The 19,537-nt window shown below is 71.5% G+C and carries 16 protein-coding genes; 12 read left to right on the top strand and 4 right to left on the bottom strand.

Annotation, left to right across the window (positions count from 1 at the left end; genetic code table 11):
• Positions 1 to 14: 14 nt before the first annotated feature.
• The gene (locus tag ACWD4O_RS30905; protein ID WP_451284856.1) at positions 15 to 3,011 is read right to left on the bottom strand and encodes a tetratricopeptide repeat protein; all 2,997 of its coding nucleotides are present in this window, start codon (positions 3,009 to 3,011) and stop codon (positions 15 to 17) included.
• Complete coding sequence (locus tag ACWD4O_RS30900; protein WP_451284854.1) at positions 3,004 to 4,866, bottom strand: HSP90 family protein; 1,863 nt, start codon at positions 4,864 to 4,866, stop codon at positions 3,004 to 3,006. The genes ACWD4O_RS30905 and ACWD4O_RS30900 overlap by 8 nt, the downstream gene beginning before the upstream one ends.
• Positions 4,867 to 5,033: 167 nt before the next feature.
• On the opposite strand from ACWD4O_RS30900, the gene recG reads away from it, so the two are divergent.
• From recG to mutM, 8 genes are all read left to right on the top strand, one after another.
• Entirely contained in the window at positions 5,034 to 7,256 is a 2,223-nt protein-coding gene (gene recG / locus ACWD4O_RS30895; protein WP_451284852.1) for an ATP-dependent DNA helicase RecG, read from the top strand.
• 88 nt (positions 7,257 to 7,344) lie between these two features.
• A complete protein-coding gene (gene rsmD / locus ACWD4O_RS30890; protein WP_451284894.1) occupies positions 7,345 to 7,965 on the top strand; it encodes a 16S rRNA (guanine(966)-N(2))-methyltransferase RsmD in 621 nt (206 codons plus the stop codon).
• Positions 7,966 to 7,991: 26 nt separating this feature from the next.
• Positions 7,992 to 8,471 carry a pantetheine-phosphate adenylyltransferase gene (gene coaD, locus ACWD4O_RS30885; RefSeq protein WP_358806600.1) on the top strand — a complete coding sequence of 160 codons (480 nt, stop codon included), beginning with the start codon at positions 7,992 to 7,994 and terminating at the stop codon, positions 8,469 to 8,471.
• 58 nt (positions 8,472 to 8,529) lie between these two features.
• A complete protein-coding gene (locus ACWD4O_RS30880) occupies positions 8,530 to 9,579 on the top strand; it encodes a cell division initiation protein (RefSeq protein WP_451284850.1) in 1,050 nt (349 codons plus the stop codon).
• 161 nt (positions 9,580 to 9,740) lie between these two features.
• Positions 9,741 to 10,394 (top strand): YceD family protein, encoded by a 654-nt coding sequence (locus ACWD4O_RS30875; RefSeq protein ID WP_451284848.1) that lies wholly within the window; start codon positions 9,741 to 9,743, stop codon positions 10,392 to 10,394.
• A gap of 2 nt (positions 10,395 to 10,396) precedes the next feature.
• Positions 10,397 to 10,570 carry a 50S ribosomal protein L32 gene (rpmF, locus tag ACWD4O_RS30870; protein ID WP_007493396.1) on the top strand — a complete coding sequence of 58 codons (174 nt, stop codon included), beginning with the start codon at positions 10,397 to 10,399 and terminating at the stop codon, positions 10,568 to 10,570.
• A 19-nt stretch (positions 10,571 to 10,589) separates the two neighbouring features.
• Positions 10,590 to 11,405: a ribonuclease III gene (rnc, locus tag ACWD4O_RS30865; protein ID WP_351911645.1), complete on the top strand. Its 816-nt coding sequence runs from the start codon at positions 10,590 to 10,592 to the stop codon at positions 11,403 to 11,405.
• 91 nt (positions 11,406 to 11,496) lie between these two features.
• Positions 11,497 to 12,357 carry a bifunctional DNA-formamidopyrimidine glycosylase/DNA-(apurinic or apyrimidinic site) lyase gene (gene mutM / locus ACWD4O_RS30860; protein ID WP_451284846.1) on the top strand — a complete coding sequence of 287 codons (861 nt, stop codon included), beginning with the start codon at positions 11,497 to 11,499 and terminating at the stop codon, positions 12,355 to 12,357.
• Here the strand turns inward: mutM and ACWD4O_RS30855 are convergent.
• Positions 12,330 to 12,731: a winged helix-turn-helix transcriptional regulator gene (locus ACWD4O_RS30855; protein WP_451284844.1), complete on the bottom strand. Its 402-nt coding sequence runs from the start codon at positions 12,729 to 12,731 to the stop codon at positions 12,330 to 12,332. The genes mutM and ACWD4O_RS30855 overlap by 28 nt on opposite strands.
• Positions 12,732 to 12,837: 106 nt before the next feature.
• On the opposite strand from ACWD4O_RS30855, the gene ACWD4O_RS30850 reads away from it, so the two are divergent.
• Complete coding sequence (locus ACWD4O_RS30850) at positions 12,838 to 13,452, top strand: flavodoxin family protein (protein WP_451284842.1); 615 nt, start codon at positions 12,838 to 12,840, stop codon at positions 13,450 to 13,452.
• 28 nt (positions 13,453 to 13,480) lie between these two features.
• Here the strand turns inward: ACWD4O_RS30850 and ACWD4O_RS30845 are convergent, their stop codons facing one another.
• A complete protein-coding gene (locus tag ACWD4O_RS30845; protein WP_451284840.1) occupies positions 13,481 to 14,629 on the bottom strand; it encodes a CAP domain-containing protein in 1,149 nt (382 codons plus the stop codon).
• A gap of 197 nt (positions 14,630 to 14,826) precedes the next feature.
• Here ACWD4O_RS30845 and ACWD4O_RS30840 point away from each other — a divergent pair, with 197 nt between their 5' ends.
• From ACWD4O_RS30840 to smc, 3 genes are all read left to right on the top strand, one after another.
• Complete coding sequence (locus tag ACWD4O_RS30840) at positions 14,827 to 15,108, top strand: acylphosphatase (RefSeq protein WP_307165601.1); 282 nt, start codon at positions 14,827 to 14,829, stop codon at positions 15,106 to 15,108.
• Between the two features lie 380 nt (positions 15,109 to 15,488).
• Positions 15,489 to 15,692, top strand: coding sequence for a hypothetical protein (locus ACWD4O_RS30835; protein ID WP_020128723.1), 204 nt, complete (start codon positions 15,489 to 15,491; stop codon positions 15,690 to 15,692).
• Between the two features lie 279 nt (positions 15,693 to 15,971).
• Positions 15,972 to 19,529 (top strand): chromosome segregation protein SMC, encoded by a 3,558-nt coding sequence (gene smc / locus ACWD4O_RS30830; protein ID WP_451284838.1) that lies wholly within the window; start codon positions 15,972 to 15,974, stop codon positions 19,527 to 19,529.
• The last annotated feature ends 8 nt before the right edge of the window (positions 19,530 to 19,537 follow it).

Genomic DNA, 19,537 nt, shown 5'->3' with positions numbered 1-19,537 from the left:
GACGAAGGGATCGTTCAACGATCCCTCTGCTCCTCCGCCACCTGCAACAACTGCTCCGCCTCGGCCCGCCGCGCCCGCACGGTCTCGTCCTCCTCCTGATCGCCGCTGCCGCCGACGGCGCCGGCCTCGGCGTCGGCATCGACGTCCGCGTAGGACCGCAGCACCGCACGCGCGCGTGCCGCCGCGTCCGCGGGGCGGCCCAGGTCCGTCTCCAGCCAGCCCGCGGCCAGCTCCGCGCCGGTCCGGGCGTGCAGGGCGTCGTCGCCCAGAGCGACGAACACCGCGACGGCCTCGGACATCTGGGACAGCGCCCCGTCCAGCGCGGCCCGGATCGAGTCGTCGTCGGCGTCCTCGGCGGCGGAACGCGCGAGCAGGTCCCCGAACTGGCGGTGGGTGTGGCCGAGTTCGGCGACCAGCCGCCGACGGGCCTCGTCGTCGTCCGCCGCGTCGAACGCGTCCGCGCACTCCTCCACGGCGCGCGTCATCAGATCGCGCGCGGCGTCCGGAGCGTCCTGCGTGCGCAACGCCAGCCACGCGCGGGCGCGCAGGGAACGGACCAGCCCGTGCACATTGCCGAGGTCCCGCCACAACTCGCCCGCACGCGCGTAGGCCTGGTCCGCCTCGACGTGCAGGCCGGCGTGGCCGAGCGACTCCGCGGCCAGATGGGCGAGGGTCGCATGGTCGTGCTGCTCGGGCCAGTGCCGGGCGATCTCGGCGGCCTGCAGGCGACGTTCGGCGGCGTCCCGGTGCTCCCCGAGCTCGCTCAGACAGTCGCCGAGCCACCACTGCGTCTGGACGACCGCACCGTCGCCGTGCGTCTCGACGGTCAGGTCCGCCAGCGCCGACTCCAGCACCTCCGCGCCCTCGGCCCAGCGGCCCAGCCGGACCAGGAACCCGCCGAGCTGGTGCCGCGCCCATGCGCCGAACGTCGGGCCCGCGCCCGCCTCGTCGGCCCAGTGCGCCGCCTCCAGGGCGTGCTCCGCGGCCTCGTCGGCCTGTCCCCGGCCGCCGACGACCTCGGCGAGCTGGAGATGCAGCTGGGCCCGCCCGACCGCCTCCAGGAACGGTCCGCCGTGCTCCAGGGCCGCCCGCAGCGCCCGCTCCGCCTCCACCATGTCGTCCAACTGATGGGCGAGACCGGCCAGCCGGGCCTCGTACTCCACGGCGAACCACGGCAGCCCCGCCTCGACGAACTCGGCCGCGGCCCGCGCGAGCAGCTCCGCGCCCGCCTCCGGGTCCCCGGAGTGCGTCGCGAGCTCCGCGAGCATCGCGTGCCCCTCGGCGACCCGGGCGGCGAGCCGTACGTCGTTCCCGGCCCGCCCGTCCACGAGCGCCAGCAGCTCTCCCACGGCCGCCTCCGCCGCCGTCAGAACGGCTTCGTCCACCGGCCCCTCGGCCTCGTGGACGCGGCGCATCAGGATCCTCGCCCGCCCCATCAGCACGCCCGCCGCCTGGGGCACCTCCGTGCCGCCCTCGGCGTACAGCGCGAGGACCCGGTCGTACGGGTCGGCGACCGCCGCGAGCGCCTCGTCGACCTCGCCCGCGAGCGCACGGACGTACGCCGCACGCGCGCGTGCGGCGAGCGCCTCTCCGGGGTCGCCCGCCGCCGCGTACAGCTCGGCGGCGTGCTCGAACGTTTCCGCACCCTCCGGGCCGAGCCCGATCGCCTCATGGTCGGCGATCTCCGCACGGTCACGCGCCGCCAGCTCCACCCGCTCCGCGCCTTCCGCGCCCGCGGCCACCTCGGCCACCCGCGCCCACGCCTCGACGGCCTGCGGCCGGAGGGTGTCCGACAGCCGCCGGGCCTCGACGAGCAGAGCCGACAGATCCGGCTCGCCGCACGCCTCGGCCGGAGTCGGCGCCACGGGCGCCGGCGCGGCCACCGCGGACGCCGGACGCGCGGCCCGCACCCCCAGGGGCAGTCGCTCCACCAGGGGCCGCTGCTCCATACGCGCGCGTGTCCGCTCGCTGACATGCGTCGTGCCGTTGCGCTCGTCGAAGCGCGCGGCCAGCGCGAGGGCCTGCGCGCGCGCGTGCGCCGCGAGTTCCACGGCCGTCCACTCCCGCCCGGCCGCCCCGGGCACCTGCCGACCGCCGAGCCCGAGCTCGCACAGGCGCTCCATGAGCAGCACGACGACGCTCAGGAACTCCATCCTGCTGCGCGGCTGCCCCTCGTCCGTGAAGTACGCCGGCCGCTCCGCGAGCAACTCCAGGCCCCGCGCCTCGTTGCCGGTCAGCGCGCAGAACTCGACGTGGTCGGCGTAGGCGCCCCGCATGCTCTCCATGGGCCGCACCAGCCGGAAACCCCGCAGATGGTGCGCGCGCGCCTCCTCCGCACGCCCCAGCCGCAGCAGCGGCAGCAGGGACGACGCGAGCACGGTGTGCGGCTCGTGCGCGCACGAGTACTCACCGTCCAGGACCGGCGCCCACACCTCGAGCGCCTGCGCGTCGCGCCCCCGCTCCGTCTGCCACCAGCCCTGCCCGTGCAGCTCGCACGCATGGCAGTCGGCCATGGCGTCCCGGTCCGCCGCCAGCCAGGCGGCGAACGCCCGCTCGGCCCGCTCCATGTCCCCCACGTGCGCGGCCACGCTGAACTCGGCGCTGCGCACCGCCCGCTCGGAGTGCCCGGCGAGCCGGTAACGGTGCTCCATCTCGCCGAGCCACTTCTCCACCGACGCCAGCGGCACATGCGGCTGGTCGAGCATGCCGGCCGACATCCACTTGAAGACCCAGTGCAGCGAGTGCGTCTCGAACTCGTCGAAGTCCTCGGGCCGCTCGTCCCACATGCGCAGCAGCCGCGCGAAGGGGACGAACATCTTCGCCTTCTCGGAGCTGTAGTTGTAGACCTTCAGCTGGTGCCCGAGCGCCTCGATCACGGCCAGCGGGATCTTCAGCCGCTCGGCGTCCACCAGCAACTGCTCCGCGCGCGCGTTGCGGGCCGGCCCCTCCGGCTGCTCGCCGTTCTCCGCCATCGCCCGGCGCAGGGAGTCGAAGTCCGTGATCTCACCCATCAGTGTCCCCCTGCCCGTCCGCAGCGCGCCCGTCCGCCGACTGCCCGTGTGTGGCCCATTCGAGGAGCCCGATGAACGCCCGGTTCAGCAGCGCCGAGTCCGCCGGCCGCAGCGGACGCTGCGCCATCAGCAGCGCCTGCCCGTAGAGCGACTCCGTGGCGGTGCCGATCAGCTCGGGATCGTTCAACGAACTGATCCGCCGGATCAGCGGGTTGAGATGGTTCAGCACCAGACGCGCGCGCGGGGCGCTCCCGCGCAGGGAGCCCAGGATGCCCGCCCACAGATCGTCGGCCTGTGTCTCCGCCTGCGCGCGTGCCTGTTCGTGCCGAGCCCCCCGGTCGTCGAGATGCAGCGCGGGCACCGACAGCGGATGAAAGGCCCGCAGGACGACGTCACAGCCCAGCGGGTCGAGCTTCGCCCGCGCGGCGGCCAGGAAGCCCGCCAGCGCCAGCTCGTCGGCCGCGTCGACGGCGTCCAGGTGGGCGGTCACGGTGTCCGCGTCCAGCTCGGCGACGACCGTCCCCGGCCGTACCGACGGCAGCGCCTCGACCAGCTCGCTGTCGTACGTGTAACCGCCGTTGACCACCCCGATGCCCTGCGCGGACGCGATCGGCGCGACCTGCCGGTACTCCTCCACCGTCCGCGTGAAGTGCACCACCGGGTGCCGCTGCGCGAACTCCTCCAGGGACAGCCTTCCGTCGGTCGTCTCGAAGGGCAGCCACGGCAGCATCGTCCGCAGCATCTCCCGGTCGTGCCGAGCCAGGGACTTCACGCCCAGGTGGTGCACCGCCAGGAACGCCGCGAGCCGCTCCGGATCACCGGCCGCCAGACCCGTCAGCCACGACCGGATCCGTTCCCCCAGGGCCTCCCGGACCGCGGCCAGCGTCTCGTCCTCGTACAGCGACTCCCGCGAGGCCGTCGGCCGCAGACTGTCGGTGTCCAGGACGCAGCGCACGAAGAACGCCCAGTCGGGCAGCAGCTGTTCGCCCCGCTCGGTCAGCAGCATGCCCTTCAGATGCACCCGGTGCGTGGCCCGCTGCGCCGGACTGACCGCCGCCGGCAGCACGTAGGCCACCCCGCGGATCCCCGCCAGCGGCACGTCCAGCTCGACCGAGTCCAGCGGCGTGAACCCGAACAGCTCGTGACAGTGCCGGGCCAGCGCCACCCGCCGGTTGGCCGGGGAGGCGTACGCCCGGTCCCAGGGCGCGGGCAGATCGGTGACCGCCTCCTCGCCGACCCGGACGTCGTAGGGCAGCAGCGAACCGAAGTCCCGGGCCAGCGCCAGCACCCGCGCCTCGGTGAGCCATTCGCCGGCGCCGGCCCGCGCCACCAGATGCACGGTGGTGCCCGGCTCGGGGCGCTCCGAGTGGGGCAGCGTCCGCACGGTGTACGAACCGTCGTCGCGCGCCGTCCACTCCACGGGCGGCGCGTCGGGCGTACGGGCGCTGCGGCTGACCACCCGGATCCGCTCGGCCACCACGAAGCAGGCCAGCAGCCCGATGCCGAACTGCCCGAGGAAGTCCGAACGCACGTCCTGCAGACCCTCGGCGCGCTTGGAACTGCGGCCGATGGTCGCCAGCAGGCTGTGCACATCGGCCTCGGTGAGCCCGATGCCGGAGTCCTCGACCCGGAGCCGGCCGTCCGCCGCGAACAGCCGCACCCGCGCCGGGGCGTCCGGCTCCTCGGTCCGCCGGGCGGTGATGGCGTCCACGGCGTTCTGGAGCAGTTCGCGCAGATAGACCTTGGGACTGGAGTAGAGGTGATGGGACAGCAGGTCCACCAGACCGCGCAGGTCGACCTGGAACGTATGGGGCGGCTGGGGTGCCTGGGATGACTGTGAGGTCTGGGAGTCCATCGCTGCAGCGCCGCGGGCTGGGGGATGAGCACGGCGCGGGGTCGGGCGGTCCCGGTGGGGCGGTGACCGCGGATGATGGCCGGAGCGCGTCATCCTAGAGCCCGAACGAGCCGTCTGACCAGGGGTTTCAGGACACGTATACGGCAATGTCAGTGGCGTGGTGTGCAATGGATCTCGTGCCCGCACTGGAAGAACCACTGAAAAAAGTGCTCGGCCCCGCCACCGCGAAGGTGATGGCCGAGCACCTCGGCCTGCACACCGTCGGCGACCTCCTGCACCACTACCCCCGCAGATACGAGGAGCGCGGCCAGCTCACCCACCTCGCCGACCTGCCGATGGACGAGCACGTCACCGTGGTCGCCCAGGTCGCCGACGCCCGCCTGCACAGCTTCGCCTCCGCCAAGGCGCCCCGGGGCAAGGGCCAGCGCCTGGAGGTGACGATCACCGACGGCAGCGGCCGGCTTCAGCTGGTCTTCTTCGGCAGCGGCGTGCACAAACCCCACAAGGATCTGCTGCCCGGCACCCGCGCGATGTTCGCGGGCAAGGTCTCGGTTTTCAACCGCCGTCTCCAACTCGCCCACCCGGCCTACGAACTGCTGCGCGCGGACACCGAGGAATCCGTCGAGACCTGGGCCGGCGCCCTCATCCCGCTGTACCCGGCGACCGCGAAACTCGAGTCCTGGAAGATCGGCAAGGCGATCCAGACCGTCCTGCCCAACGCGCAGGAGGCCGTCGACCCGCTCCCCGACTCCCTGCGCGACGGCCGGGGCCTGGTCTCCCTCCCCGAGGCCCTCCTGAAGATCCACCGCCCGCACACCAAGGCCGACATCGCCGACGCCCGCACCCGCCTCAAGTGGGACGAGGCCTTCGTCCTCCAGGTCGCCCTCGCCCGCCGCCGCCACGCCGACGCCCAACTCCCGGCCGTCCCCCGCAGGCCCGCTCCCGACGGCCTTCTCACCGCCTTCGACGCCCGCCTCCCCTTCACCCTCACCGAAGGCCAGCAGAAGGTCTCCAAGGAGATCTTCGACGACCTGGCGACGGACCACCCGATGCACCGGTTGCTGCAGGGCGAGGTCGGATCGGGGAAGACGATGGTCGCGCTGCGCGCCATGCTCGCCGTGGTCGACGCGGGCGGTCAGGCCGCGATGCTCGCGCCCACCGAAGTGCTCGCCCAGCAGCACCACCGTTCCGTCGTCGAGATGATGGGCGATCTGGCCGAGGGCGGGATGCTCGGCGGATCCGAACAGGCCACCAAGGTCGTGCTGCTGACCGGGTCCATGGGCATGGCCGCCCGCCGGCAGGCCCTGCTCGACCTCGTCACCGGCGAGGCCGGGATCGTCATCGGCACCCACGCGCTCATCGAGGACAAGGTCCAGTTCCACGATCTCGGCCTGGTCGTGGTCGACGAACAGCACCGCTTCGGCGTCGAACAGCGTGACGCCCTGCGCGGCAAGGGCAGGCAACCCCCGCACCTGCTCGTCATGACGGCCACGCCGATCCCGCGCACGGTCGCCATGACCGTCTTCGGCGACCTGGAGACCTCCGTCCTCGACCAGCTCCCGGCCGGCCGCTCGCCCATCGCCAGCCATGTCGTCCCGGCCGCCGACAAGCCCCACTTCCTGGCCCGCGCCTGGGCGCGCGTCCGCGAGGAGGTGGAAGGCGGCCATCAGGCGTACGTCGTCTGCCCGCGCATCGGCGACGACGTGGAAGAGCCCGGCGACCCGAAGAAGCCCGGCAAGGCCAAGCAGAAGTCCCCGGAGGACGAGGCCGAAAAGCGCCCCCCGCTGGCCGTCCTCGACATCGCCGAGCAACTGAGGAGCGGCCCCCTCCACGGCCTCGAGGTCGAAGTCCTGCACGGCCGGATGCCCCCGGACGACAAGGACGCCGTCATGCGCCGCTTCGCCGCCGGCGAGACCGACGTCCTGGTCGCCACGACCGTCATCGAGGTCGGCGTCAACGTCCCGAACGCCACCGCGATGGTGATCATGGACGCCGACCGCTTCGGCGTCTCCCAGCTGCACCAACTGCGCGGTCGCGTGGGCCGAGGCTCGGCACCCGGCCTGTGCCTCCTCGTCAGCGAGATGCCGGAGGCGAGCGCGGCCCGCCAGCGCCTCGACGCGGTCGCCGCCACGCTCGACGGCTTCGAGCTCTCCCGGATCGACCTCGAACAGCGCCGCGAGGGCGACGTCCTGGGCCAGGCCCAGTCCGGCGCCCGGACGAGCCTGCGCGTGCTCGCCGTCATCGAGGACGAAGAGGTCATCGCGGAGGCGAGGGAGGAGGCGGCGAGCGTGGTGGCGGCAGACCCGGAGCTCAGCGCCTACCCAGGCCTGAGAACAGCCCTGGCCGCCCTTTTGGACGAGGAACGGGAGCAGTACCTGGAGAAGGGTTAGGGCTGCGCAACGCGCGGGCGCGGGGCTGTCGCGGGGCTGTACTGGACCTGCGGCTACCGCCGCGCGTGCTCGACCGGCCACACTGGACCTGACACCCGAAACCGCCCACGACCAAGGATCGAAGATGACCCGCGTGATCGCCGGCGCAGCCGGCGGACGCCGATTGGCCGTCCCCCCGGGCAACGGAACCCGCCCCACTTCCGACCGCGCCCGAGAGGGGCTCTTCTCCACCTGGCAGTCCCTGCTCGGCGGCCCCCTGGACGGCGAACGAGTCCTCGATCTCTACGCCGGATCGGGGGCAGTGGGCCTGGAAGCCCTCTCCCGCGGCGCGAGCCACACCCTCCTTGTCGAGGCCGACGCGAGAGCCGCCCGCACCATCAGGGAGAACGTGAAGGCCCTCGGCCTCCCCGGCGCCGAGGTCCGCGCGGGCAAGGCCCAACAAGTCATCCAGACGGAGCCCGCCGCGCCCTACGAACTCGTCTTCCTCGACCCTCCCTACGCCGTCACGGACGACGATCTTCGGGAGATTCTGCTCACACTCCGCACGGGGGGCTGGCTCGCGGCCGATGCCCTCGTCACCGTGGAGCGCAGCACCAGAGGCGGAGAGTTCGGTTGGCCGGACGGCTTCGAAGCGCTCCGGGCCCGTCGTTACGGCGAGGGAACGTTTTGGTACGGTCGCGCCGCCTCTACGTGTGAAGACGCACGATGACCGGACTGGAGAGCGAGGGACCACAAGTGCGCCGTGCCGTCTGTCCCGGGTCGTTCGACCCGATCACCAATGGACACCTCGACATCATTTCCCGCGCCTCCCGTCTCTATGACGAGGTCTATGTCGCGGTCATGATCAACAAGTCCAAGAAGGGCCTGTTCGAGATCGACGAGCGGATCGACCTGATCCGCCAGGTCACCGCCGAGTACGGCAACGTCCGGGTCGAGGCCTTCCACGGCCTCCTCGTCGACTACTGCAAGCAGCGCGACATCCCGGCCATCGTCAAGGGCCTGCGCGCGGTCAGCGACTTCGACTACGAGTTGCAGATGGCCCAGATGAACAACGGCCTCTCGGGCGTCGAGACGCTCTTCGTGCCCACCAACCCGACCTACAGCTTCCTCTCCTCCTCGCTCGTCAAGGAGGTCGCGACCTGGGGCGGAGACGTCTCCCACCTGGTCCCGCCGCTGGTTCTCGAAGCCCTGAACAAGCGCCTCCGCAGAGACTGATGGGGCTACAGTCGTCCCGTCCGTCTCCAACACAGCTGTAGAGAGTGGCGAGCAATCGGTGGACGTGCAGAAGAAGCTCGACGAGATCGTCACCTCGGTCTCCAGTGCCCGGTCGATGCCGATGTCGGCCTCGTGCGTGGTCAACCGCGCCGACCTGCTCGCCCTGCTGGAAGAGGTGCGTGCGGCCCTTCCCGACTCGCTCGCCCAGGCCGAGGAGCTGATCGGCGGCCGTGAGCAGATGGTCGAGCAGGCCCGCCAGGAGGCCGAGCGGATCATCTCCACCGCCCACGCCGAGCGCGGCTCCCTGATCTCCGACACCGAGATCGCCCGCCGCTCCCAGGCCGAGGCCGACCGCATCCTCGCCGAGGCCCGCAAGGAGGCCGAGGAGGTCCGCGCGGACGCCGACGACTACGTCGACTCCAAGCTCGCCAACTTCGAGGTCGTCCTCACCAAGACGCTCGGCTCCGTCGGCCGCGGCCGCGAGAAGCTCCTCGGCACCGGTCCCGGCCTCGACGAGAACGGCTACGACGACGAGGACGCCCCGGAGCGCAGCCACGACCCGGAGACCCTGCGCCGCGACGCCGACGCCTACGTCGACACCAAGCTGGGCGCCTTCGAGGCGGTGCTCGCCAAGACCCTGGAGGCCGTCGGCCGCGGCCGCCAGAAGCTGCACGGCCGCATCGCCTCGGACGACCTCGGCGCCCTCTCCGAGGACCTCTCCACGTTCCAGCACTCCTCCGACGCCGACTACCTCGCCGACCTGGCCGCCCTCGCGGAGCGGGACACCGCGGCCGAGCAGCCCGTCCAGCAGCCGTACGAGCAGCCGCAGGAGGCCTACGCCTACCAGCAGCCGCAGCCGGACCCGTACGGCGGCGGCTACGGGCAGCAGCCGGCCTACGGCCAGCAGGACGCGTACGGCTATCAGCAGGCCGATCCCTATGCGTACCAGGGCTACGACACCCAGCAGGCCCCCTTCGACCCGAACCAGGCCGTGCAGCAGCCCCAGCAGCCTCAGCAGGGGTACGCCCTCGACGAGACCAGTCTCTTCGACACCGGCATGATCAGCGCCGAGCAACTGCGCGCCTATGAGCAGGGGCGCGGGCTGTAGCAGCCCCGCGCCGGCCCCCGAAGGGTCTCGATCCGCCCCGGATTGGGCTGTGGACGAAAGCTCCAGTATCCTGGCTCTTCGGTCGCGTGTACGTCCGCGATCAACGCTGCCCGCAACACCGTGGGGCAGCGTCCCCTGAGCTCAGAAGATCGAAAGCAGGAATGGCTCTGAACGCCCGCCTCGACCACCGCAAGCCTCTCGTGTTCGACACACACGAGCTGGGGCGGCGGCCTGGTGCGCTGCAGCGCCTGACCCGTGAGATCGACGCTCCCAAGGATCTCGGGATCCCGGGAGTCGTCGGAGTGCCGGATGGCGCTCCGGTGGAGCTCGAGCTCCGACTCGAGTCGGTCATGGAAGGGGTGCTCGTCACAGGCACCGTCCGTGCACAGGCCGAGGGGGAGTGCGTAAGGTGTCTGGAGCCGCTCGAGCTCGATCTCGAAGCGGACTTCCAGGAGATGTTCTCGTACCCTGACGCCGACGACCGGGGCCGCCCCAAGGCGGAGCCGGCCGACGACGCCGAGGAAGACGAGGACATGCTCTTCATCGAGGACGGCCTGTTCGACCTCGAACCCGTGCTGCGCGATGCGGTGGTGCTCGCACTGCCGATGCAGCCGGTGTGCCAGGACGACTGTCTGGGCCTGTGCTCCGAGTGCGGAGCACGGCTCACGGACGACCCGGACCACCACCACGATGCCACCGACATTCGTTGGGCGGCACTGCAGGGACTCGCCGGTTCACTCGGAGACGGCGAGAAGGACGAGATGAGCGGCGGCGCGCTTCCTTCAGCGCACGCCGACGAGAAGCAGGAGAAGTAGCCGTGGCTGTTCCGAAGCGGAAGATGTCGCGCAGCAACACGCGCCACCGCCGGTCGCAGTGGAAGGCTGCGGTCCCCACCCTGGTTGCGTGCGAGCGCTGCCACGAGCCCAAGCTGCAGCACATTGCGTGCCCGTCTTGCGGCACCTATAACAAGCGCCAGGTCCTCGAGGTCTGAGCGGCTGGTGAGAGGCTTCATGTCTGACGCCAAGGCGGACACGACCGCCAAGAAACAGGCGGACAACACGGCCTCGTCCCACACGCTTCTGGAAGGGCGGCTCGGCTATCAGCTCGAGTCCGCCCTTCTGGTGCGTGCGCTGACCCACCGTTCCTACGCGTACGAGAACGGCGGTCTGCCGACGAACGAGCGGCTGGAGTTCCTCGGGGACTCCGTGCTCGGCCTCGTCGTCACGGACACGCTGTACCGCACCCACCCCGATCTGCCCGAAGGCCAACTGGCCAAGCTGCGGGCCGCGGTGGTCAACTCACGTGCGCTGGCGGAGGTCGGTCGTGGTCTCGACCTGGGCTCCTTCATCCGGCTCGGCCGGGGTGAAGAGGGCACGGGCGGCCGGGACAAGGCGTCCATCCTCGCCGACACCCTCGAAGCGGTGATCGGCGCGGTCTATCTCGATCAGGGCCTCGACGCGGCCTCCGAACTGGTGCACCGCCTGTTCGACCCGCTCATCGAGAAGTCCTCGAACCTCGGTGCCGGCCTGGACTGGAAGACCAGTCTCCAGGAGCTCACCGCGACCGAAGGGCTCGGCGTCCCCGAGTACCTGGTCACGGAGACCGGCCCCGACCACGAGAAGACCTTCACTGCTGCCGCCCGCGTCGGAGGCGTCTCGTACGGCACCGGCACCGGCCGCAGCAAGAAGGAGGCGGAGCAGCAGGCCGCCGAGTCCGCCTGGCGGTCCATCCGGGCCGACGCGGACGAGCGAGCCAAGGCGGCAAAGGCGGCCCAGGCCGCTCCGGCCGCCGACGGCAGCCCGGACCCCGAGTCCGCCTCCGCCTGACAAAGCAGTGAAAGCGGCCCAGCCGTAGAACAGCAGTACGAGACGAGCGCCCGCCTCCACTGGGAGGCGGGCGCTCCGTACAGGGGAGCCCATGCCCGAGTTGCCCGAGGTCGAGGTCGTCCGACGCGGTCTGCAGCGGTGGGTCGCCCATCGCACGGTCGCCGAGGCCGAGGTGCTGCACCCGCGTGCCGTACGCCGTCACCTGGCCGGCGCCGACGACTTCGCGCACCGCCTCAAGGGCCACCGCATCGGCGCCCCGAGCCGCCGTGGCAAGTATCTGTGGCTGCCGCTGGAGGACACCGACCAGGCGATCCTGGCCCATCTCGGCATGAGCGGTCAGCTCCTGGTCCAGCCGCACGAGGCTCCCGACGAGAAGCATCTGCGGGTGCGCGTGCGCTTCGCGGACGAGGTGGACACCGAGCTCCGCTTCGTCGACCAGCGCACCTTCGGCGGTCTGTCGCTGCACGACACCACCGCCGACGGCCTCCCGGACGTGATCGCGCACATCGCCCGCGACCCCCTCGACCCGCTCTTCGACGACGAGGCGTTCCATCAGGCCCTGCGCCGCAGGCGGACCACCATCAAGCGGGCCCTGCTCGACCAGTCCCTGATCAGCGGCGTCGGCAACATCTACGCGGACGAGGCGCTGTGGCGCGCCCGGCTGCACTACGAACGTCCGACCGCGAACCTCACGCGCCCGCGCACGCTCGAACTCCTGGGCCATGCCCGGGACGTGATGAACGCGGCGCTCGCCGTCGGCGGCACCAGCTTCGACAGCCTGTACGTCAACGTCAACGGCGAGTCGGGCTACTTCGACCGTTCCCTGGACGCCTATGGGCGTGAGGGGCTGCCCTGCAAGCGGTGTGCCACACCGATGCGCCGACGCCCGTGGATGAACCGGTCCAGCTACTTCTGCCCGAAGTGTCAGAAAGCGCCGCGGACCCCGTCGTAGCGCTCGCGTGCGTCGAGGACGTCGCCCATCCGCCCTTCCAGCAGGTGGATGAGGCTCAGCAGGCGCTCGGCCACCTCGTGCCCGAGCGGCGTCAGTTCGTAGTCCACGCGGGGCGGGTTGGTGGGCTGGGCCTCTCGGTGCACCAGCCCGTCGCGCTCCAGCGCGTGCAGGGTCTGGGACAGCATCTTCTCGCTCACGCCGTCGACCCGGCGGCGCAGCTCGTTGAAGCGCAGCGAGCCCTCGTGCAGCGCTCCGAGCGTGAGACCGCCCCAGCGGCCCGTGACGTGTTCCAAGGTGCCGCGCGACGGGCAGGCCTTGGCGAACACGTTGAACGGGAGGTCCCGGTCCTCCGCACGCTCCTGGGTGATGTCCATGCGCCAAGCCTACCCGAGGGCAGCGCTAACCAACAGGTTGCACTAACCAGAAGTTAGTGCTTTCCTTTGGTTACCGCCTTTGAGCTGCCCATTTCGAGGAGTACGCATGTCTGTCACCGCCGCGCCCTTCGGCGCCGTCGCCCCCGTTGTCTCCGTCGCCTACCACTCCGGCTACGGCCACACCGCGGTTCTCGCCGAGGCCGTCCGCACCGGAGCCGCCGAGGCCGGCGCAGAGGTGCGTCTGATCGACGTCGACGGGATCACCGAGGAGCAGTGGACGCTGCTCGACGGCTCCGACGCGATCGTGTTCGGCTCGCCGACCTACATGGGCACCGCGTCCGGGGCCTTCCACGCCTTCGCCGAGGCGACCTCCGCGCGCTGGGCGACCCAGGCGTGGAAGGACAAGCTGGCCGCAGGGTTCACCAACTCCGGCTCCAAGAGCGGCGACAAGCTGCACACGCTGCAGTTCTTCCAGATCCTGGCCGCGCAGCTCGGCATGCACTGGGTCAACCTCGGTCTGCTGCCCGGCTGGAACAGCAGCACGGGTTCCGAGACCGACCTCAACCGCCTCGGCGTCTTCCTCGGCGCGGCCGCGCAGACCAACGTCGACGAGGGCCCGGAGGCCGTCCACAAGGCCGACGTGGCGACGGCGGAGCACCTGGGCCGCCGGGTCGCCGAGACCGCGAAGGTCTTCCTGACCGGCCGGGCCCAGGCTGCTTGATCGTTTCTGCGGGTTTCGTTCCGCGCGCTCAGTACCCGAAGTCCTGCGTCCACCAGGGTCCGCCGGACCCGAAGTGGACACCGACGCCCAGCGTCTTGAAGTCGCAGTTCAGGATGTTCGCCTTGTGACCGGGGCTGTTCATCCAGGCCTCCATGACCGCGGCCGCGTCGGCCTGGCCGCGGGCTATGTTCTCGCCCCCGAGGTCGGATATGCCGGCCTCGGCCGCCCGGTCCCAGGGGCTCGCGCCGTCCGGGTCGGTGTGGTCGAAGAAGCCCCGGGCGGCCATGTCGTCGCTGAACTTCTCGGCGAGCTGCGACAGCGAGCTGTTCGCGGAGACGGCACTGCAGCCGACCTTGGCACGCTCCTGGTTGACGAGTTTCAGCACCTCGGCCGCGGCCTGCGCCTCGGCCGAGACCGTCACCGGGGACTCGGGCTTCGCCGGCGCCCTGGTGGCCGTCTTCGACTTCGACGGAGTGGTCTCAGGCTTCTTCGAAGGCGTGACCTCGGGCTTCTCGGTCGCCGTCTCGGTGGGCGAGACGGACGCCGACGCCGACGCCGAAGGCGACGAGGTGGTCGCGGAGGCGGAGGGCGAGACGGACGGCGAGGTGGACCGGTCGGTGTCGCGGCTGGTCGAGGAACCGCTGCGACCGGTCTGGGCGGAGCCGGACGTGCCGCCCTGCTCCGCGGCCGAGTTGGTCGGCGAGTCGACGGCCTGCACCTTGTCGCCCGAGCCGCTGCCGCCGCCGAGCCGGTAGCTGTCGAGACCGGGCACCACACCCGTGGCCACCGCGACGGTGCCGATCGCGACCGCCGCGGAAACGCCGAGCAGGCCGGTCTTGACCGGTGTGGCGACCCTCTTCTTCCGGCGGCGGTTCGCACCGCCGCCCGAGCCCGTCCGCAGGGCGCCGCCCCCGGACGGGAAACCGTCGGAGGCAAGCACCGCGGTGTCGGCGCGGGCGCGCTCGTCGTCCGTGGCGAACAGATAGTCCTGGCTTCTTGCGACGGAGTCGGCGTACGCCTCCGGGTTCAGATACGGCGCGATGCCCATGGTGGGGCTGTCGCTCCCGTACCGGTCCTGCGGGGTGTGACTGTCCGCGTGCGAGCCGTGCGTCTGTGTGACCCCCGTGGCGCGGCTCGTGGCGGCGCGGCCGGCGGCGGAGCGTCGGTGGCGTCCCATGTCCTTGCCTTCCTGGTCCAAGCGGTGTTCCCACGGTCGGCCAAGGTCCTGGGGCGGCGCGCGCCCCCTGCTCCCTCTGGTCAACCTGACTCACCTGATCGAGTGAGTTTCATATGAGAATCGTTGGGTGGGGACGGTACCGCATGGTGCTGGGGACGGAAGTGCTCCGAGTGACTTTGCCCGGTTAGGTTGCACCCATGAGCGAGGATGTACGGCTGGTCGCCTGGGTGCGCGGACACGTCCAGGGCGTGGGATTTCGCTGGTTCACGCGGGCGAAGGCGCTGGAGATCGGCGGCCTGAGTGGTTTTGCTCTCAATTTGGCCGACGGCCGGGTCCAGGTGGTCGCCGAGGGGGCCCGTGAGGGCTGTGAGGGACTGCTCGGCTGGCTCCTGGGCGACGACACGCCCGGGCGCGTGGACGGTGTCACCGAGATATGGGACACACCGCGCGGCGGTTACGACGGCTTCGCGATCCGCTGAGGACTGCACGCGCGGAGGCCCCGGAGAAGCGGAGGGGCATGCCACCAGCATGTGCCCCGAGCAGAAAGGGGCAGGTGGTTGCCAAGAATCGCTTGCAGTGGGAGGCTCCGCAGGTAAGGATGATCGCCACGCCTCGAGAGCCCCGCAGGAGTCGCAGCGCCGCCGTCTCGGCCGCGCGCCACCGGGATGCCCGCCAATACGGGGCGTGATCGTGTTGACCGTCAAACTTTTTGGTGAGACGCTGAAAGCACCCCGCGCACCTTAGCTGTTTGGCATGGATGAACGTCAGCAAGAACAAGATCCTGCCAGGCACCGCGGGTGCGAATCCCTCACGACCCACACCGCTTCGGTCGGTCACTCAGTGTGGAGGACCATCCATCATGGCAAAGGCGCTTCTCGGTTACGTCGGCGGCTCCGACCCGCGACTCCTCGCCGAGATGCGACGGCTCCAGCAGCGTGTACAGGACCTGGAATCCGAGCTCGGACGGATCCAGGCCGAGAACGACGCGCTGACGGCTGCCGCTTCTCACGAATCGCTTCTGGAGAGCATCGACGCACGCCAGGCGGAGCCTGCGCTCACCTGATCGCTGCACCGCTGCACAACGGCATACGCAGTGGTCGGGCGGCTCATCGAACCCGCGTCGGACCGCTAAGTTGTCAGAGTTTGCAAGGGACGCTTCGGCGTCCCTTCTTTCTTTCCTGCTCTTGTCCGCCCCTCGGTTTCCCGGCTTCCCCGCTCTCCCCCTGCGTTGCCTCCCCCGCGCACCCTTTCAGTCTCTTAACGTTTGGTGTGCCCTGCGCGTTCACGGGTGAAACCGCGGGTTCATGGAGTGAGACACCCCCGAAAGGTAGAGTCCAGCGGCGTGCACCTCAAGGCCCTGACCCTCCGAGGGTTCAAGTCGTTCGCCTCCGCGACCACGCTCCGGTTCGAACCGGGGATCACCTGCGTCGTCGGACCGAACGGCTCGGGCAAGTCCAATGTCGTCGACGCGCTCAGCTGGGTCATGGGCGAACAGGGCGCCAAGTCGCTGCGCGGCGGCAAGATGGAGGACGTCATCTTCGCCGGCACCACCGGGCGTCCCCCGCTGGGCCGCGCCGAGGTGTCCCTGACCATCGACAACTCCGACGGGGCACTGCCCATCGAGTACGCCGAGGTCACCATCACGCGGATCATGTTCCGCAACGGCGGCAGCGAGTACCAGATCAACGGCGACACCTGCCGCCTCCTCGACATCCAGGACCTGCTGTCCGACTCCGGCATCGGCCGCGAGATGCACGTCATCGTCGGCCAGGGCCAGCTCGACTCCGTCCTACACGCCGACCCCATGGGCCGGCGCGCCTTCATCGAGGAGGCCGCGGGCGTCCTCAAGCACCGCAAGCGCAAGGAGAAGGCGCTGCGGAAGCTGGACGCGATGCAGGCCAACCTCGCGCGCGTGCAGGACCTGACCGACGAACTGCGGCGCCAGCTCAAGCCCCTGGGCCGCCAGGCGGCGGTGGCGCGCAGAGCGGCCGTCATCCAGGCCGATCTGCGCGACGCCCGGCTGCGCCTGCTCGCCGACGATCTCGTACGGCTCCGGGAGGCACTGCAGACCGAGGTCGCCGACGAGGCCGCGCTCAAGGAGCGCAAGGAGGCCGCCGAGCAGGAACTGCGCAAGGCGCTCCAGCGGGAGTCCCTCCTGGAGGACGAGGTGCGGCAGCTGACGCCGCGCCTGCAGCGGGCCCAGCAGACCTGGTACGAGCTGTCGCAGCTCGCCGAACGCGTCCGCGGCACGATCTCGCTCGCCGACGCGCGCGTGAAGAGCGCCACCTCCGCGCCCCCCGAGGAGCGGCGCGGCCGCGACCCCGAGGACATGGAGCGCGAGGCCGCCCGGGTCCGTGAGCAGGAGGCCGAGCTGGCGGCCGCCCTCGAAGCGGCCCAGCACGCCCTGGACGACACCGTCTCCCACCGCAGTGACCTGGAGCGCGAGCTCGCCGTCGAGGAACGGCGGCTGAAGGACGTCGCCCGGGCCATCGCCGACCGCCGCGAGGGGCTGGCCCGGCTGAACGGCCAGGTCAACGCGGCCCGTTCGCGCGCCGCCTCCGCCCAGGCCGAGATCGACCGGCTGGCCGCCGCCCGGGACGAGGCCCGGGAGCGGGCCGTCACCGCGCAGGAGGAGTACGAGGAGCTGAAGGCGGAGGTCGACGGCCTGGACGCCGGTGATCAGGAGCTGGGCGCACAGCACGAGGCGGCCAAACGGCAGCTCGCCGAGGCGGAGTCCGCGCTCACCGCCGCCCGCGAGGCGGTCACCGCGGCCGAACGCAGCCGCGCCGCGACCCAGGCCCGCCGCGAGGCCCTGGCCCTGGGCCTGCGCCGGAAGGACGGCACCGGTGTGCTGCTCGGCGCCCGCGACCGGCTGAACGGCCTGCTGGGTCCGGCGGCCGAACTGCTGACGGTGACGCCGGGATACGAGACCCCGCTCGCGGCGGCCTTCGGAGCTGCGGCGGACGCCCTGGCCGCGACCTCTCCGGCCGCCGCCGCCGAAGCGATTCGCCTGCTGCGCAAGCAGGACGCGGGCCGGGCCGCGCTGCTGCTCAGCGGCGGTCCGCAGGACGAGGCGGCGCAGCAGCCGCACACCGATGGGCCGCCCTTCGCCGCCGACCTCGTCAAAGGTCCGGTGGACCTGATGTCCGCCGTGCGACGACTGCTGCGCGGGATCGTCGTCGTCGGCACGCTGGAGGATGCCGAGGAGTTGGTCTACGGCCGTCCCGATCTCACCGCGGTCACCGCCGAGGGCGACCTGTTGGGGGCGCACTTCGCCCACGGCGGGTCCGCCGGCGCGCCCAGCCTGCTGGAGGTGCAGGCGTCCGTCGACGAGGCCGCCGCCGAGCTCGAAGAGCTGGCCGTGCGGTGCGCGGAGCTGACGGAGGGGCAGGCCCTGGCCGGGGAACGGCGCAAGGAGTGTGCCGCGCTCGTCGAGGAGGTGGGGGAGCGGCGGCGGGCCGCCGACCGGGAGAAGTCGGCGGTGGCTCAGCAGCTCGGGCGGCTCTCGGGGCAGGCCAGGGGAGCGGCCGGTGAGGCCGAGCGGTCCACGGCGGCCGCGGCGCGCGCCCAGGACGCGCTCGACCGGGCCGTCGAAGAGGCCGAGGAGCTCGCGGAACGGCTCGCCGTCGCCGAGGAGATGCCGGTCGAGGAGGAGCCCGACACCGCCGTGCGGGACCGGCTCGCCGCCGACGGGGCCAACGCCCGGCAGACCGAGATGGAGGCGCGGCTCCAGGTCCGCACCCACGAGGAGCGGGTCAAGGGGCTGGCCGGCCGGGCCGACTCGCTGGACCGGGCCGCGCGGACGGAACGCGAGGCACGCGCGCGTGCCGACCAGCGGCGGGCACGGCTGCGGCACGAGGCCGCCGTCGCCGAGGCCGTGGCCGCCGGTGCGCGGCAACTGCTCGCGCACGTCGAGGTGTCCGTCGGGCGGGCCGAGGCCGAGCGGGTCGCCGCCGACGCCGCCAAGGCGCGGCGGGAACAGGAGCTGGCCGCGGCCCGCACCGCCGGGCGCGACCTCAAGGCCGAACTCGACAAGCTGACGGACTCGGTCCACCGCGGCGAGGTGCTCGGCGCCGAGAAGCGGATGCGGATCGAGCAGTTGGAGACCAAGGCGCTGGAGGAGCTGGGGGTGGAGCCCGCGGGGCTGGTCTCCGAGTACGGGCCGCACCAACTCGTGCCGCCCTCGCCGCCCGCCGAGGGCGAGGTGCTGCCGGAGGATCCCGAGGACCCGCGCAACCAGCCGAGACGGTTCGTGCGGGCCGAGCAGGAGAAGCGGCTGAAGTCGGCCGAGCGCGCCTATCAGCAGCTCGGCAAGGTGAATCCGCTGGCCCTGGAGGAGTTCTCCGCGCTGGAGGAGCGGCACAAGTTCCTCAGCGAGCAGCTGGAGGACCTCAAGAAGACCCGCGCCGATCTTCTTCAAGTGGTGAAGGAGGTCGACGAGCGGGTCGAGCAGGTCTTCACCGAGGCGTTCCGGGACACGGCCCGCCAGTTCGAAGGCGTGTTCAGCCGGCTCTTCCCGGGCGGGGAGGGGCGGCTGATCCTGACCGACCCCGACAACATGCTCACCACGGGCGTCGACGTCGAGGCGCGTCCTCCCGGCAAGAAGGTCAAGCGGCTCAGCCTGCTCTCCGGCGGCGAGCGGTCGCTGACCGCCGTGGCCATGCTGGTGTCGATCTTCAAGGCCCGGCCCAGCCCGTTCTATGTCATGGACGAGGTCGAGGCGGCTCTCGACGACACCAACCTGCAGCGGCTGATCCGCATCATGCAGGAGCTGCAGGAGTCCTCGCAGCTGATCGTGATCACGCACCAGAAGCGCACGATGGAGGTCGCCGACGCACTGTACGGCGTCTCCATGCAGGGCGACGGCGTGTCGAAGGTCATCAGCCAGCGCCTGCGCTGAGCCCCCTC

This window comes from Streptomyces sp. NPDC002623 (assembly GCF_053592635.1).
The sequence above is the reverse complement of the archived record's forward strand: the minus strand, read 5'-3'. Positions and strand labels throughout refer to the sequence as shown.